Below are 15852 nucleotides of genomic sequence, written 5' to 3' on the forward strand. Positions count from 1 at the left end.
CCGACACAATGAAGAAGATCGCTTTCGGTGTGGCTGCCGCCATCGCCTTGACCCTCACCACGACCGCCTTTGCCCAGGATTCGCAGGCCCCCGGCTACATGATTGCGAATTATACGATCAAGGATCAGGCCGGCTACAACAAATATATGGAAGAGGCCGGTCCGCTCGCTCCGAAATTCGGCGGCAAGATCATCGTGTTCAATCTGAATGCGACGGCGGTGGAAGGCGAACCGAAAAAGGTCATGGCCATCGCCGAGTTCCCAAGCGTGGCTGACGCGCAGCGCTTCTACAATTCTCCGCAGTACACGGCCGCGCGGAAATTTCGCGTCGCGTCGACCGAAGGCTCGGTCATCATCACCGAAGGCTTCGTTCCTCCCAAGCAGTGAACGCGGACAGTGGCAGAGGGTGCCGACACCCCTATCCGGTGCCCTCTGCCTCCATTGTCCCGATAACGCAACGTCTCAAGCAAACAGGAGCCTGATATGGCCAAGCAAACTGACACGATCGTTTCACCGGAAGGTGCTTTCAACAGCCGCCGCCAACTTCTGAAAGCCAGTGCGGCACTCGCGACGCTGCCTCTCATGGCAGCGGCCGCGACCAGTGCGCAGGCCGCAGATACCAAGGCGGCGACGGCTGCGACAGCGCCGGATGCAAACTCCGAAGCGTTCATCAACGGCATGGCCGACCTGATGGCGCATTCGACGCGCACACCGGTTCTGCGGTGGCCGAACGAATACGGCATGGATTATGAGGAAATCTTCTTCCCGGCGATGGACGGCATCACGATCGAGGGCTGGTTCATTCCAGCCGCCGGCTCCGACAAGTTGCTCATCATGAACCACCCGATGCCCTGCAATCGCTACGGCTATCCGGGGCATATGGCGCCCTGGCAGGACTTTGGCGGCTTCGAGGTGAACTTCCTGCCGGAATACAAGATCCTGCATGACGCAGGTTACAGCATCATCACCTATGACATGCGCAACCATGGCCGCAGCGGCACCGGAAGCGGTGGCATCAATGCCCATGGTACGCTGGAATATCGTGACGTGATCGGATCGCTGCGTTACGCCAAATCGCGGCCCGACACCAAGGACATGAAGACGGCCCTCTACAGCCGTTGCCTGGGCGCCAACTCTACCATCGTCGGCATGCACAAGCACCCGGAAGAGTTCAGCCACATCAAGGCGATGATTGCGCTGCAGCCGGTAACGCCTGCCGTCTTTGTCCAGACAGCGATGGAAAATCAAAAAATCGCCAACGGTGTCGAGCTGTTTGATGCCGCCTACTACAAGCGGACCGGCTATCATCTCTCAGACGTCTGGCCGATGGAATATGCCAAGTCCGTCACGGTTCCGACATTGGTCGCGCAGGTCCGCGACGACTTCTTGACCAAGCCGTCTAATGTTCAGGAGATCTACGACACGATTTCCTCAAAGGACAAGAAGCTTTTCTGGATAGAAGGCACGGACCAGCGTTTCCAAGGCTACAATTATTTCGCGAAGAACCCGCAACTGGTGCTGGACTGGTTCGCCACTCACATCAACGTCGCCTAGACGCAGACGTCTCCCACTTTAAGCAGGATCCCGTCCTTTGGGACGGGATGGTTCAATCCTCCTTCACAAGGAGGATTGAACACCAGCGGGTTTGATTGGGAGCGGGACGTCAGCATGTCCGTTCTCCCGGCGCATTCATAAAGCTCATTTCTAGGTTCATGCCGATAATACCATCTAATCGTGCCTCGCTAGGCGATCTATCCTCCGGTTCATCAGGAACAGGAGTGAGATATGAGCAAGGTTTGGTTTATCACGGGTGCAGGCAGCGGTATCGGTGCTGCCAGTGCCAAAGCGGCCCTGAGGGCTGGCGACCGCGTCGTCGCGACCGGCCGCAACCTCGACAAGGTACGCAATGCCCTGAGCGACGTCGCAGGCGACCGCCTTCTATTCGTCCAGCTGGACGTCGCCAATGAGGAACAGGCCAGAACTGCGGTAGACGAAGCTGTGAAGGCGTTCGGTCGCATCGACGTTCTGCTCAACAATGCGGGCTACAGCCTGCTCGGCAACTTCGAAGAGTTGGGCACCGCCGAAATCGAAGGGCTGATGTCGACCAATTTCTACGGGGTCATGTATGCGATGCGCGCGGTTCTTCCGGTCATGCGCAAGCAGCGGTCGGGCCGGATCATCAACATCAGTTCGCTTGCCGGGATCGTCGGCTTCAAGCACTGCGGGGCATACAGCGCCTCGAAATTCGCGGTTGAAGGCCTCTCGCAAGCGGTTGCTCAGGAAGTCGAACAATTCGGCATCAAGATCACCGCCGTCGCACCTGGCTTCTTCCGGACAGACCTGCTCGACGCCCAGAATGCGAAGTACGCCGCCAGCACCATCGAGGACTACGCCGCCGAAGGCAGCGCTGAAGACATGTGGTCAGGCTACAATGGCAAACAGGGTGGTGATCCCGCAAAGCTGGCCGACGTCCTTGTAAAGTTCGTCGGCATGGAAAATCCGCCAAAGCAATTTCTGGCTGGAAGCGATGCTCTTGCGGCCTACCAGCCGACCCTCGAAGGACAGCTCGACGCGCTGCGCGCATACGAGCAATTGTCCAAGTCGACAGATGGTTCCTTCTGAGGATAAGAGTGGGGTGGCCGTGGCAAGGAACCATGACGACACTCCGAAAAGACGCGGCGCTATCGTCAGGTGGTCTCGCGGATCCCGCTTTTCATGCCCGCCGATTTCCCCAGAGCGCCGCATGAAATTCACCGCCGCCGTTTCGACAAGCCGAAACTCATCGTCGATCGATCGCAACCATCCAGCTTGAAACAGTGCTTGAAGGAGAACAGGAATGGCAATGGAACGCAACAAAATGGCAATGCGCCGGTTTGTCGAGTTTATAAATACAGCTAGCGAACAACTCGCCGCGGAGTTGATTGCTCCGGAGGCGATTTTCCATGTCCCTGGGCGGCAAGAGCCTCTGCGCGGCCCGGATGGTTACCTCGAGATCATTGGAATGATGCGAGGCGGCTTTCCCGACATCCAATGGACTTTGGAAGAAATCATCGCTGAAGACGATAAGATAGCCGCGCGCTTCACAATGCGCGGCACGCACCAGGGTCCGTTCCTCGGCGTTGAGCCGACTGGTAAGTCGATCACGGTCCAGGCCGTGAACTTCTACCGTCTGGCTGATGGAAAATTTGTCGAAGAGCGTGGTCAACCCGACTTGCTGAGCTTGTTGCAACAAATCGGCGCGGTCGCGGGTTAGTGCGGGGCTGAGCAGCTCTGAGCGCTCATTCCTGAAAGATGAAGGGCGGCCATTCGGTCGCCCTTTTCACGTGTGCGATCGGCTCGCTCCGGTCGGCCAGTTCCAGCGCGATCGTGACGTGCTTTAGTCCCGCATCGGCTCGCCGAGCGTATGCATCAGGCGGTTCGCCCAGCCGAAGATGGCCGATGAGAGGACGAGATCGAGAGCCTCCAACTCGTCGAGCCCGACGTCCGCCAGCGACTGCGCGTCGGCCGCGACCGCCTCGGGCGGCGTCGTCGACAGTCGGGCTGAAAAGTCGAAGATTGCCTGCAGGTGCTCGTCGAGCGTCGCTTCGAGACCATCGGCGAATACGGCTTCGATGACATCGGTGCGTTTTGTCAGATTGTTGAACCGGGAGGCATGGACGGCCGCGCAGTAGACGCAGCGGTTGACGACGGAGGCCGCGACCGCGCCCAGTTCGCGCTCGCTCCCCGCCAGTCCGTCCTTGCCGTACATGATCAGGTTGAACAGCGGCGAGCGGACCGCGAGTGTCTCGGGGTCGTGCGCCAGGGTCAGCACATAGGGCGAGATGCCCTTGTTCGACGGCGTCGTCTGCATCGCTGCATGCTGCTCGTCGGTGGCGGTCGCGAAATCGACCGGAACGACATAGGGCTGCCAGCGCGGCACCGTGGTGGTGAAGGTGTGGACGACCTCGCTCATCGCATTTCTCCCAGCAGCTTCAGGCCGGCGAGAACCCGCACCTGGTAATTGACGAAAGCCGCAAGCTCCGCGAGCCGGACGATGTCGGCGTCGGTGACGCCGACCTGACCCAATGCCTCGACATGGGCACGCGTGGCATCGCGCGGCGCGAGCGTCAGCCGGTCGGCATGACGAACGATCTCCGCAGTCCGTGGGTCCGTCACATTCGTGCCCGGCTCGGCGAGCAAGACTGTCGCCGGTTCGCCGGCGCGGGCAACGAGCGTGTCGTAGTGGCTTGCGAGCGCCGGGCTGCGGTTGTGGCGCGCCATGCGGGCGGCGAGCGCGGCCCTCAGGCCGTGCGACAGTCCGCCGGGATCGCGTGGCAGAAGCACGGCGTCGTGGGCCGCTTCACTGAGGCGCAGGATTTCCGCGCGTTTCCCCATGGCTTCCGCAAGGGCTGAACCCGGGCTCACGGAGGCAAGAGTTTCGATGAGTGTCAAAACAAGCTCCTCAAGACGTCAAAGGACATAAGCCCTAGGTAGGCCTGACGCCTCATTATGTCAAACTGGAATGATAAACAGAATTCGATGTGAATTTTTTATCTACTGCCAGTCGTCAAATGAGAATTGTCATGCTTTACTGACATGAAGGAGAGTGTTTGATGTCCACTATGCATTCTAACTCTTTCGATATAAGGCAACTTGAAGCCTTCGCAGCGGTGATGTCCGCCGGCAGCGTGACCGGGGCGGCAAGGCTGCTGGGACGATCGCAGCCAGCGGTCACGCGGCTGATCCAGGATCTGGAAGCCGATATCGGTTATGCGCTTTTGCACCGAAGCGGTCCGCGCATCAGCCCGACCGTGCGCGGTCTGCTCTTTCATGCCGAGGTGGAACGCCATCTTGCCAGCCTTGCCCACATCCGCGAGCGGGCGAACGCCATCGGTCTCGGCGAGCCGCCGTCGCTGACGATCGCGGCCACGCCTTCACTTGCGGCCGGCGTTCTACCCCAGGCGATCGCAGCCGTCGCGCCGGACCTGATACCGCGTCATCTCCATGTGCAGGCGCTGGCGGCAGAGAACGTCGTGCAGGCGGTGCTCGCCCGCTCGGCGGACTTCGGCATATCAAGCCTGCCGCTGGAACATCCCGGCCTCGACGTGCACTGGATTGCCGAAGCGCCCTGTGTCGTTGCGCTCGCCGCCAACGACCCACTCGCCAGCAATGACGTGGTGCGTCTTTCCGATCTCGCCGAGCGCCGCATCATCACGCTCGCCAATCCCTATCGCCTTCGGCACCGCATCGACGAGGCTTTGGAACGGGCAGGCGTCGCGCTGCAACAGATGATCGACGTCAACGCCTCGCTGACGGCGCTCACCATGGTTCGGGCCGGACTGGGAGCGGCCATCGTCGAGCCGGCAACCGTCTGCGGCGTTCCGCTCGAGGGGATCGTGATGCGCGTCCTTGACCACACCATCCCCTTCCTGTTCGGCGCCATCTCGCCTGCCGCGATGCCGCTGACCCCGACGGTCGCCGCCGTCATCGATGCGGCGCGCGCGGTGGCCCTGGCGATGCCCGGGTGCCGGCTGCATGACGCAGGCGGCGTCGAAGCACTGGCCGACACCGTCTACGGCGGTAACCCGATGACCGAGGAGGTGCCGTCATGAGCGACCTCTCGACGTTTCCGAACAGTCTCGAGGCCCTCGAGGCACGCCTGCGGCAGGACCTTGCCTGGCTGGAACTGCCGGCCAAATCCTGGGTTCCGCCCCGCGTCGTCGATGGCCAAGGGGTCGTCGACGTCGTGATCATCGGTGCGGGCATGGCCGGGCTCGTGGCCTCCGCCATGCTGAAGCGGCTCGGCGTTGCCAACCACGTCGTTCTCGACAAGGCGCCTGCCGGAGGCGAGGGGCCGTGGGTCACCTTCGCCAGGATGCGAACCCTACGCTCTCCCAAGCAACTGACCGGGCCTGCGATGGGCCTGCCGGCGCTGACGTTCCGCGCCTATTACGAGGCGAGTCATGGCCGCGATGCCTGGGTCGCGCTCGACAGGGCGCCGCGTCAGACATGGATGGACTACCTCGTCTGGTACCGGCGCGTGCTTGACCTGCCGGTGCGCAATGGGGTCGCCGTCGAGGCCATTCGTCCGCGCGCCGACGGCCTGCTCGATGTCGTCTGCCGTCACGATGGCCGGACCGAAACGATGATCGCGCGCCATGTGGTGCTGGCGACGGGCCGCGACGGCCTGGGCGGCCCCTTCGTGCCGCCGATGGCCGATGACGTCGATCGCAAGTTCTGGGCTCACACCGCCGACGAAATCGATTTCACCGCATTGCGCGGCAAGCGGGTTGGCGTCGTCGGCGCCGGCGCCTCGGCGATGGACAACGCCGCCACCGCGCTCGAGGCAGGCGCCGCCCGGCTTGACCTGTTCGTGCGCAGGACCGACCTGCCACGGATCAACAAATTCACCGGCATCGGCAGCCAGGGCGTGGTGCACGGCTTCGCCGGCCTGCCGGATGACTGGAAGTGGCGCTTTCTCGACTACGCCATGCGCTCGCAGACGCCGCCGCCGCGTCCGAGCGTCTTGCGTGTCAGCGCATTCCCGCAGGCCCATCTCCATCTCGCAAGCCCGATCAACCGGCTGCAACAGGAAGGCGATCATATCGTCGTGACGACGCCGAAAGGCAGCTATCCCGTCGATTTCCTGATCTTCGGCACCGGCTTCAAGGTCGACCTGACGAACCGGCCGGAACTTGGCCCCGTCGCATCGCATATCCGTCTGTGGCGCGACCGCTTTCCCGTGCCCGCGGACATGCGAAACGACGAGCTTGAAACCTCGCCGGACCTCGGCGACGCGTTCGAGTTCCTCGAGGCTGAGCCGGGCGCCTGCCCGGCGCTGGCCCGCATCCACTGCTTCAATTTCCCCGCCACGCTCAGCCACGGCAAACTCACGGGCGATATTCCCGCGATCAGCGAAGGCGCCGACCGGCTTGCCCGCGGCATCGTCAGGGCGTTGTTCGTCGCCGACCGCGAGCGTCATTTCGCCGATCTCCAGGCGTTCGACACGCCCGAATTGCTCGGAGACGAGTGGAGCGACGACGAGACCACGACGCTTTCCGACCTCTCTGCCGAAAGGACACCGACCCGAAATGCTTGAGCTCAAAGATCTAAAGCTGTCCTACGGCAACACCCAGGTCCTGAACGGCGTCGATCTCTCGGTGAACCGCGGCGACGTGGTGTCGATCATCGGCCCCAGCGGCACCGGCAAGACAACATTGCTGAAGTGCATCAATTATCTGGCCAAGCCGGCTTCCGGCACGATCGCCTTCGATCAGGTCAGGATGGACTACCGGAAGCCGGACAGCACGGCGGTCCAGGCGATCCGGCTGCGGACAGCGATGGTCTTCCAGCAGTTCAACGTCTTCAAGAACATGACCGTCATTCAGAACGTGATGGATCCGCTCGTCGTCGTGCAGCGCAAGTCGAAGGACGAGGCGCGTTCGATCGCCTTGCAGGAGCTTGAGCGAGTGGGCCTTTCGAACAAGATCGACAGCTACCCGTCCCAGCTGTCCGGCGGCCAGCTGCAGCGGACCGGCATTGCGCGTGCGCTGGCCGTGAAGCCTGATGTCATGCTCTTCGACGAACCGACGTCGTCGCTCGACCCCGAACTCGTCGGCGAGGTTTTGAAGGTGATCAGGGACGTCACGTCATCAGGCATCACCTCGCTCCTCGTCACCCACGAGATGCAGTTCGCCAAGAACATCTCGAACCGCATCGTCTTCATGGATCGGGGCGTCGTCGCAGCGCAGGGCAGCCCTGCCGAGATCTTCGACACGCCCTCCAATTCGCGCCTTGCCCAGTTCCTGAATTCCGAACACTCCATCCAGTAAAGAAAGGATGCCTGACATGTCTTCCATCAAGTCGACTTCCCGACGCACCTTCGGCCTCGCTGTCGCCGGCGTTGCCTTTGCCCTCGCAACAGCGGGCCTATCGCATGCCGAGGACATGCGCACCATCAAGATCGCCACCGCTGCCGAATCCAAGCCGCTCTCGTGGGGTGCCATCGGCGTCGAGCCGCAGGGTTACGAACCCGACGTCCTGAAGGCGATCAACGCCAAGCTGCCCCAGTACAAATTTGAGATGGAGGGGGCTGCCGACATCGCTCAGGAGACCGGCCTTGCGACCGGCAAGTACGACATCGCGACCGGCGGCTACTACCGGGCGCCCGCTCGCGAAAAGCAGTTCCTCATTCCCGAGAGCCCGATCGGCGCCAGCCTGATCAAGATCTACAGCCGCAAGGATAGCGGCATCAACGAGATGAAGGATCTGGTCGGCAAGAAGATCGTGCCGGTGACGGCCGGCGGCGGCATCTACAAGTTCGCCACTGCCTGGCAGGAAAAGAACCCCGACTTCAAGATCGAGATCACCGCCTCCAGCGCCGGCATTCCCTATCCGGATCGCCTGAAAGAGGTCGAGAACGGCAAGTACGACGCGCTGGTTCTGCCGTCGAACCTCGGCGAGCAGACGGTCATCGACCAGCAGAAGCTCAACGTTAAGGCAAGCGAGCCGGTCGCGATCAACAACACCTTCGTACTGATCCATCGCTCCGAGGAGAACAAGGCGCTCTCCGCAGACATCGACAAGGCTCTGAAGGAGCTCAAGGCTGACGGCACGCTGGCCAAGCTCTCGCAGAAATGGTTCGGCGAGGACATCACCACCTACATGAAGTAACGCCCAAGGCAGGGCCGACGATCAAGGCTGAATTTGAAACAAGGAGTGTTCCGAAGTGGACCTTTCCATCATGATCCCCGAGCTGCTCAAGGCATTGCCGCTGACGCTTGCGATCACGTTCACGGCCATGATCGCCGGCTTCCTGCTGGCGCTGATTGCGACGACGTTCCGGGTGCGCAGGATACCGGTTCTCAGCCAACTGGCCGACCTCTACGTGTCCTATGCCCGGAGCGTCCCCGTCGTGCTGCAACTGTTCGTCGCCTTCTATGGACTGCCGCTGGTCGTCGCCTTGTTCGAGGTCGAGGACTTCGTGTCCCCGAATGTCGCGGCGATCGTCGGCCTCAGCCTCTACCATGGAGGCTATCTTTCCGAGGTTCTGCGGCCAGCCTACCTCGCCGTAGAACGCGGTCAGCACGACGCCGCCGACAGTCTCGGATACACCTTCCTTCAGAAGATCCTTCGTGTCGTCGGACCCCAGGCGGTGCACATCGCCCTGCCAGGCTACGGCAACTCGATCATCTACCTCATCCACAACGTCGCACTCGTGATGTACATCGGCGCCGCGGATGTCATGGCGACCGCCCATCTCGTCATGGAGCGCGATTACAATCAGTACCAGTTCGAGACCTACCTTGTGCTGGCGGTGATCTATTCGCTGCTATGCCTCGTGGCATGGATGGTCGTGCGCTTTTTCGAAACGCGAAACGCAAAGTTCGCGCCCAATACCGCACCGGCCAAGGCCACTATGATGGCAAGCGTCTGATCGAATAGGAGGTCATCACATGTTCGATTCCGAAGTCCTTCTTCCCGATCTCTGGGACATCCTGGGCGCGGTTCCCGTGACGCTCGCCATGGCGCTTGGAATCTTCGTCTTCTCTACGATCGTCGGCAGCCTTTTTGCGATGGTGGAATATCGGCGGGTCCCGCTGCTTCGGGAGCTGGTCGTCGCCTACAAAGTCGTCTTCAAGGGTGTTCCGATGGTGATCGTGATCTTCCTTGCCTATTACGGCCTGCCGCCGACGCTGCAGTTCCTGACCTCGCTCGTCGGCATCGACTATAACGGCCACTCGACGCCGAACTGGATCACGCTCATCGTCGCCCTGACCGCCTGCGTCGCAGCCTTCCAGGCGGAAGTCGTGAAGGGCGCACTGAATTCTTTCGACAACGGTCAGGCCGATGCGGCCTACTCCCTGGGCTATAAACGCAGCCAGGTGTTCCGCCGGGTGATGCTGCCGCAGGTCATCGTCGCGGCCATCCCGGATCTTGCCAACTCTATCATGGTGATCATGAAGGCACTGTCGCTGGGATTTGCCATCGAGGTCGTCGACATCTTCGCACAGTCGCAGCTGACCGCGGCGCTGAACTTCTACTACCTCGAAGCCTTCCTGATCGCTGTCGTCATCTACATGGTGATCGCCTATCTCGTCACATATGCCGCCGACCGGATGGAACGGGCGCTGAGGGTATGGGCCTAGGGGGCACTGCGCCCTTCCTCTGAGCACGATGCAGGGGTCAGGATACACTCGTTTCGGCATGTAGCGGCTATCGCTTTCGAGGTGATGCGGGTTGGCTAATGTCCAACATCGAGCGATCTCCGGCCGCACGTTCAGGCAAAAGAAAACCCCGACTGAACCGCGCCACAGTCGATGGTGATGATAATCGCCGCCTGCGGGCCAAAGGGCGCCCATCGGGGAGTTTGGCAGAAACGCGCCCTAAAACCTCCGTCGTCCCAGGCCTTGAGCCTGGGATCCATGCCCGGTGCTGATGGAGGCGAGAGTGGATCCTCGGGTCAAGCCCTGAGCCACGACTGTCCGGTTGGCGCGCGTGGCTGCCCCTCACCCTAACCCTCTCCCCGTAAACGGGGCGAGGGGACGTGCCCTGCGAGAGGCCAGTGGGGAACGGAGAGGTCGCAACATGTCCCCTTCGCCCCGCGAGCGGGGAGAAGGTGGCGGCAGCCGGATGAGGGGCAAAGCGGCAATCTCGCGGGCAGACGTCTATCTCAAACGCTGTGGACCGTCTGAAACCGAGCGGAATCAGTGTCATGCACAAGCCTCGCCTCAATCTCGCCGCAATCGTTATAACATAACCGTAATGTTATTACATTGTAGGATGCGCCATGCCCCCGAGCCCCGATCGCCCCTCCGTCAGCCTGCTGGGACAGTCGGCTTTATCTAGGGTGATCGGCATGGCGCTGGTCATTGCGCTCCTCTGGCTGGCGATCCACTGGGCGGTTCTCTTGCCATGACGCCGCTGATCCGTCTGGAGAATTTGACCGTCGCCTATAACAGGCACCCCGCCGTCCATCATGTCTCCGGCGCCTTCGCCTCGGGCAGTCTGACGGCGATCGCCGGGCCGAACGGGGCGGGCAAGTCGACGCTGCTGAAGGCGATCATGGGCGAGCTTCGCCCCGCCGAAGGCAGGGTCGAGCACCGGCTGGGGCGGGCGGAATTCGGTTACCTCCCGCAGGCGGCGGAGATCGACCGCCGCTTTCCGATCTCTGTCATCGACACCGTCATGCTCGGTGCCTGGAAGAAGACGGGAGCCTTCGGCCGCATCGCGCCTGCCGAGATGAAAAGGGCAGGCGAGGCGCTCTCCGCCGTCGGCCTCGAGGGCTTCGGCCGGCGCCATGTCGGGTCGCTGTCGGCCGGCCAGTTCCAGCGCGTGCTCTTTGCCCGCCTGCTGCTGCAGGATGCCGGCATCATCCTGCTCGACGAGCCATTTACGGCGATCGATGCCCGCACGACCAGGGACCTCATCGATATCGTCACCCGCTGGCACGGCGAGGGCCGCACGGTGATTGCCGTGCTGCACGATTTCGAGCTCGTTCGCGCGCACTTCCCGCAAACCCTGCTGCTTGCCCGCGAACTGGTCGGCTGGGGTGCGACCGCAGACGTCATGTCCTCCGTCAATCTCCTGAAGGCGCGCGCCATGGCCGAGCGCTGGGACGAGGATGCGAATGCCTGCGCACCCGAAGAGGCGCCGGCGGCATGACGGCCTACGATCTCTTCCTGGCGCCCTTTGCGGATTACGGCTTCATGCGCCGCGCGCTCGTCGCCTGCCTCTGCCTCGGGCTCGGCTCCGGACCGATCGGCGTCTTCCTGATGCTGCGGCGCATGAGCCTGATGGGCGACGCCATGAGCCATGCCGTGCTGCCGGGGGCTGCCATCGGTTACCTCGTCGCCGGCTCGCTGTCGCTGACGGCGATGGGCCTCGGCGGGCTGATCGCCGGCCTGTCGGTGGCGCTGCTTTCCGGCGCCGTCAGCCGGATGACCGTGCTGCAGGAAGATGCAAGCTTTGCCAGCTTCTATCTCGCGTCGCTGGCGCTCGGCGTGCTGATTGTCTCGCTACGCGGCTCGAATATCGATCTCCTGCATGTGCTCTTCGGCACCATCCTGGCGATCGATGCGCCCGCCCTTTATCTGATCGGCGCAATCACCTCGCTGACGCTCGTCATCCTCGCCTTCATCTACCGGCCGCTGGTGGCCGAATGCTTCGATCCGGGTTTTCTGCGCGCCGTCGGCGGGCGCGGGCCGGTCTATCACGTGCTCTTCCTGCTGCTCGTGGTGCTGAACCTCGTCGCCAGCTTCCAGGCGCTCGGCACGCTGATGGCGGTCGGCCTGATGATGCTGCCGGCAGCCGTCGCCCAGCTCTGGTCGCGCAGCCTGCCTGTGATGATGGCGATATCAGCCGCAAGTGCCGCCGCATCCGGCTATCTCGGCCTGATCGCCTCCTACCATCTCGAGCTCGCCTCCGGCCCGACAATCATCATGACGGCGGCGATCCTCTACGGCTTTTCTATCCTTTTCGCGCCCTCCGGCCTGGCCCGGCGCTTCTTTCCCCGCCCGCATTTGAAGGGCTGATCCCAAGGAGACTTCGATGACATCGCACAGACTGCTTCTCTCCGCAGCAATCCCCGCTTTGATGGCGCTGTCGGCCATGCCCGCCTCCGCCGAGACGCTGAAGGTTGTGGCGTCCTTCACCGTGCTTGCCGATGTTGTGAAACAGGTCGGCGGCGAGCACGTCAAGGTGACGAGCCTCGTCGGGCCGAACGGCGATCCCCATGAATTCGAGCCGTCGCCGGCCGATGCGAAGAATTTGAACGCGGCGCAGGTTACCTTCGTCAGCGGCGAGGGGCTGGAGGGCTGGATGGACCGGCTGATCACGGCCTCGGGCTATAAGGGCAAGCCGGTCACCGTTTCCGAAGGCATCAACACCCGCACCATGGAAGAGGACGGCGAAAAAATCACCGATCCGCATGTCTGGAACAGCCCCGTCAACGTCAAGGTCTGGGTCGCCAATATCGAAAAGGCGCTGTCATCGGCCGATCCCACGGACGCCGCCGCCTTCAAGGCCAATGCCGAGAAGTACACAAAGACGTTGGATGAATTGAACGCCTACGCCCACGCGAAATTCGACAAGGTGGCCGACGATCGCCGTAAGGTGCTGACGAGCCACGATGCCTTCGGCTATTTCGGCCGCGAATATAATGTCAGCTTCCTGGCACCGCTTGGTCTGTCCACCGAAAGCGAGGCCTCGGCCGCCGACGTCGCCAAGCTGATCGAGCAGATCAAGGGCGAGCATGTGAAAGCCTATTTCTTCGAGAATTCCAACGATCCGCGCCTGGTCAAGCAGGTCGCCAAGGCAACCGGTGCCGAGCCCGGCGGCGAGCTCTATGTCGAATCCCTGTCCGACGCCAAGGGGCCGGCGCCGACCTATGAAAAGATGTTCAAATACAATGTCGACCAGCTCGCCGCCGCCATGGCGAAATCGAGCTGATCAACGGAGGGCTGCGGGGTTTGACCCCGCAGTCTTCACAAATTGAGGTCGAAGACCAGGATGCCGGCAAGGCCTCCATCCGTCGACGAGACGATGCGCTCGCCAACAGCCACATGTTCGGGATGGATGAGATAGGCGTCGCGGGCCTCGGCGCTTTCAAAGGTCACGGCAAAACCGTCGACGAAGCCGCCATGCAGTCCCTCGGGCGAAACATTCGGCCCGTATTTGATGTCCAATATGCCGGGAATGACCTGTTTCAGGGCGACGATTGCCGCAAACAGCGACTGCTTGTCGTCGGTCGTCACCGCGGTTTTCAGCCGCAGGAATACGCAGTGCAGGATCATCCGTGGTCCTCCCGATTTTGTTTGGCCGATTTTCTTTGGCCCGATTTTCTTTGGGAGGACAATAGCGGCGAAAGCCGGGAGAGCAATGAGATTTATTTTCACGCAGGCGTTGCGCCGCAAGCTGTGAGCCGGCAGATTACATCTGGTCGGTCTTAGCCAGAGGCCGCTTGTAGATCTTCTGGACGAGATCGCTCGCCAGCGCGCGGGCTTCGTCTTTCTCAGCCGCCGTCATCGGCCGGCAGGTGATCCTGGTGTTCGAACTGTCAAGCACTGTTGTAGTACCGGAATTGGCGATGACGAGATGCCAGCTGCAGGAGGCGACCTTGTCGATGGCGACGGCACCATGGCAACCTGTGGACAGGCAGAAGGCAACGGTCGCCTGCGCCCCGTGATCGCCTTTATACGCCAGCTCGACGGCTTTCTTAATATCTGTGACCCATCGCTCGCATTGCGCCTGTTTTGCCCCCGGCTGGCAGCTCTTGGTAACGGGAGTGACGTCGCCGGCCTGAAGCGGCGATACGCAAAAAACACCCATCGAGAGGGCGAGCAGAAACTTGAGCATGGGATTTTCCTTGTACAAGGAATGAGTGGCGCACATCGCAGGCGATTGGTCAATGGCCACCCACAAAAGCGCAGGTGGCACGCCAAGCAGATGTTGGCGCGCCACCGGGAAAATCCGAAATTGTGTAGATCCGGCGCCGCCGCTATTCCAGAACGACGGTGGCTTCGACCTCGAAGAGCATGGGATCGATGGCCAGCTTGGGAACGGGAATCAACGTCTGCGCCGGCAGCGACGCGCCGAACATGTCCTTGACGCTCCTGGTCAGCACCTCGAGCTTGGACATATCGTGATCGACCACGAAGACCGTGAGCTTGGCGACCTGATCCGGCCTTGCGCCGAGCGCATCGAGGGCTGTGCGCAAATTCGCATAGGCCTGCTTCACCTGGACGGCGAAATCGGGCGACAAGGCTCCGGTGCTGTCCTGGCCGCCCTGTCCGGAGATGTAGGCCAGCCGGCCTTGGCGGGGCACGATCACCGCCGTGCTGTAGCCATTCGGCGAGGGGTCGTAGAGGTTTTTTGGATTGACGATATCAAGCTTGAGATCGTCCTCATTGGCTGGCGCCGCAGTGGGAACGCTGATGGTCATGATGATGAGTCCTCCGATAATGAGATGTTTGATTGACACGATTTTCTCTCGGCTTCTCAGGACTGCGAGCAACGGATCCTCGCGGCCTGCAGGATGGAACTTTGTCGCTATAGAATTGACTCGTACGTGGTACGATTAAATTGCATCGTACGACGTACGAGTCAATCGGTCAGGATCGACATTCCCAGCATTGTCGGCTTAGATCGACGTCTGATGAGTAAAGGGAGACGAATGGCAGCCAAACGCAGCGCCGCTGAGAGCAAAGGGTCTGCCCGGACAGGTGTGTCACCCCAGTCCGGGCAGGAGCCGCGCAATGAACCGCCTCTCTCGCTGGAACGGATCGTGGCGACCGCGGTGGAACTGCTGGACGCAGAGGGCGTCGACGGATTGAAGATGCGTCGGCTGGCCGATCGCCTCGGCGCGGGCGCGATGAGCCTCTATTGGCACGTCGACAACAAGGAAAAGGTCTTCGATCTGGCGCTCGATTCGGTGCTCGAATATCGCGGCCCGCCTGAAGTCGATGCGTCCCGAGACTGGCGCGGCGACGTCGTCCATATGCTCGAAGACTGGCGCGCCAGCATGCTGCGCCATCCCTGGTCGGCATCGCTGCTGCCACGCCGGGCGCTCGGTCCGAACATCCTCAGCCGCCTGGAACTGCTGAGCAAGACCTTGTCCGGAGCCGGTGTCGCCGACGCGGATTTGAACGTCGCGATCTGGTCGCTCTGGAATTTTGTGATCGGCGCAACCACCACCCGGGCGAACTTCGACCTCTCGGACGACGACAGGGCCGCCGCGCAACAGCGCCTGACAGGTCTCAGCCAAGACTACCCGACGATCGAGCGCTCTCGTCTGCTGCTGGACAATGATTGGGACGGCGCCTTCAGGAAGGGTCTCGACTTCCTGCTCGATGGCCTCGCGCCGCGACAGTGAACT

General features: G+C 61.8%; 20 protein-coding genes. 15 read left to right on the forward strand and 5 right to left on the reverse strand.

What is annotated here, in order from left to right:
* Positions 1-8: 8 nt before the first annotated feature.
* The 4 genes from AC1D2N_RS08910 to AC1D2N_RS08925 all read left to right on the forward strand — a co-directional run bounded on the left by AC1D2N_RS08910 (position 9) and on the right by AC1D2N_RS08925 (position 3252).
* The gene (locus AC1D2N_RS08910; protein ID WP_018245121.1) at positions 9-386 is read left to right on the forward strand and encodes a DUF1330 domain-containing protein; all 378 of its coding nucleotides are present in this window, start codon (positions 9-11) and stop codon (positions 384-386) included.
* 96 nt (positions 387-482) lie between these two features.
* Positions 483-1553: an alpha/beta hydrolase family protein gene (locus AC1D2N_RS08915; RefSeq protein WP_130728909.1), complete on the forward strand. Its 1071-nt coding sequence runs from the start codon at positions 483-485 to the stop codon at positions 1551-1553.
* A gap of 231 nt (positions 1554-1784) precedes the next feature.
* Complete coding sequence (locus AC1D2N_RS08920; RefSeq protein ID WP_130651860.1) at positions 1785-2621, forward strand: SDR family NAD(P)-dependent oxidoreductase; 837 nt, start codon at positions 1785-1787, stop codon at positions 2619-2621.
* Between the two features lie 214 nt (positions 2622-2835).
* A complete protein-coding gene (locus tag AC1D2N_RS08925; protein WP_018449266.1) occupies positions 2836-3252 on the forward strand; it encodes an ester cyclase in 417 nt (138 codons plus the stop codon).
* A 123-nt stretch (positions 3253-3375) separates the two neighbouring features.
* On the opposite strand, the gene AC1D2N_RS08930 is transcribed toward AC1D2N_RS08925, so the two are convergent.
* Entirely contained in the window at positions 3376-3951 is a 576-nt protein-coding gene (locus AC1D2N_RS08930) for a peroxidase-related enzyme (RefSeq protein WP_018449265.1), read from the reverse strand.
* Positions 3948-4430 (reverse strand): CMD domain-containing protein, encoded by a 483-nt coding sequence (locus AC1D2N_RS08935; RefSeq protein WP_130651861.1) that lies wholly within the window; start codon positions 4428-4430, stop codon positions 3948-3950. Before AC1D2N_RS08935 ends, AC1D2N_RS08930 begins: the two co-directional genes overlap by 4 nt.
* Before the next feature lie 161 nt (positions 4431-4591).
* Between AC1D2N_RS08935 and AC1D2N_RS08940 the strand changes: the two genes are divergently transcribed.
* The 10 genes from AC1D2N_RS08940 (at position 4592) to AC1D2N_RS08985 (ending at position 13427) form a co-directional block, all read left to right on the forward strand.
* The gene (locus tag AC1D2N_RS08940) at positions 4592-5590 is read left to right on the forward strand and encodes a LysR family transcriptional regulator (RefSeq protein ID WP_130651862.1); all 999 of its coding nucleotides are present in this window, start codon (positions 4592-4594) and stop codon (positions 5588-5590) included.
* The gene (locus AC1D2N_RS08945) at positions 5587-7077 is read left to right on the forward strand and encodes an NAD(P)-binding domain-containing protein (RefSeq protein ID WP_130651863.1); all 1491 of its coding nucleotides are present in this window, start codon (positions 5587-5589) and stop codon (positions 7075-7077) included. Before AC1D2N_RS08940 ends, AC1D2N_RS08945 begins: the two co-directional genes overlap by 4 nt.
* Entirely contained in the window at positions 7070-7810 is a 741-nt protein-coding gene (locus AC1D2N_RS08950) for an amino acid ABC transporter ATP-binding protein (RefSeq protein ID WP_130651864.1), read from the forward strand. Before AC1D2N_RS08945 ends, AC1D2N_RS08950 begins: the two co-directional genes overlap by 8 nt.
* A gap of 16 nt (positions 7811-7826) precedes the next feature.
* On the forward strand, positions 7827-8651 hold the full coding sequence (locus AC1D2N_RS08955) for an amino acid ABC transporter substrate-binding protein (protein WP_130651865.1): 825 nt from the start codon (positions 7827-7829) through the stop codon (positions 8649-8651).
* Between the two features lie 55 nt (positions 8652-8706).
* On the forward strand, positions 8707-9414 hold the full coding sequence (locus AC1D2N_RS08960; protein ID WP_018245130.1) for an amino acid ABC transporter permease: 708 nt from the start codon (positions 8707-8709) through the stop codon (positions 9412-9414).
* Positions 9415-9433: 19 nt separating this feature from the next.
* Entirely contained in the window at positions 9434-10126 is a 693-nt protein-coding gene (locus AC1D2N_RS08965) for an amino acid ABC transporter permease (protein ID WP_018245131.1), read from the forward strand.
* Between the two features lie 641 nt (positions 10127-10767).
* On the forward strand, positions 10768-10896 hold the full coding sequence (locus AC1D2N_RS08970; RefSeq protein WP_258719863.1) for a hypothetical protein: 129 nt from the start codon (positions 10768-10770) through the stop codon (positions 10894-10896).
* Complete coding sequence (locus AC1D2N_RS08975; RefSeq protein ID WP_018449257.1) at positions 10893-11642, forward strand: metal ABC transporter ATP-binding protein; 750 nt, start codon at positions 10893-10895, stop codon at positions 11640-11642. Before AC1D2N_RS08970 ends, AC1D2N_RS08975 begins: the two co-directional genes overlap by 4 nt.
* On the forward strand, positions 11639-12511 hold the full coding sequence (locus tag AC1D2N_RS08980; protein ID WP_028734837.1) for a metal ABC transporter permease: 873 nt from the start codon (positions 11639-11641) through the stop codon (positions 12509-12511). The genes AC1D2N_RS08975 and AC1D2N_RS08980 overlap by 4 nt, the downstream gene beginning before the upstream one ends.
* Before the next feature lie 16 nt (positions 12512-12527).
* Positions 12528-13427 carry a metal ABC transporter substrate-binding protein gene (locus AC1D2N_RS08985; protein ID WP_028734836.1) on the forward strand — a complete coding sequence of 300 codons (900 nt, stop codon included), beginning with the start codon at positions 12528-12530 and terminating at the stop codon, positions 13425-13427.
* Positions 13428-13462: 35 nt separating this feature from the next.
* Here the strand turns inward: AC1D2N_RS08985 and AC1D2N_RS08990 are convergent, their stop codons facing one another.
* The 3 genes from AC1D2N_RS08990 to AC1D2N_RS09000 all read right to left on the reverse strand — a co-directional run bounded on the left by AC1D2N_RS08990 (position 13463) and on the right by AC1D2N_RS09000 (position 14919).
* Complete coding sequence (locus tag AC1D2N_RS08990) at positions 13463-13771, reverse strand: Dabb family protein (protein ID WP_018245137.1); 309 nt, start codon at positions 13769-13771, stop codon at positions 13463-13465.
* A 136-nt stretch (positions 13772-13907) separates the two neighbouring features.
* A complete protein-coding gene (locus tag AC1D2N_RS08995; protein WP_018449254.1) occupies positions 13908-14333 on the reverse strand; it encodes a hypothetical protein in 426 nt (141 codons plus the stop codon).
* 142 nt (positions 14334-14475) lie between these two features.
* Complete coding sequence (locus tag AC1D2N_RS09000) at positions 14476-14919, reverse strand: RidA family protein (protein WP_052215302.1); 444 nt, start codon at positions 14917-14919, stop codon at positions 14476-14478.
* A gap of 231 nt (positions 14920-15150) precedes the next feature.
* Between AC1D2N_RS09000 and AC1D2N_RS09005 the strand changes: the two genes are divergently transcribed.
* On the forward strand, positions 15151-15849 hold the full coding sequence (locus AC1D2N_RS09005; RefSeq protein WP_130651866.1) for a TetR/AcrR family transcriptional regulator: 699 nt from the start codon (positions 15151-15153) through the stop codon (positions 15847-15849).
* Positions 15850-15852 lie beyond the last annotated feature (3 nt).

The sequence above is a fragment of the Rhizobium sp. P1_B8 genome, from assembly GCF_056406515.1.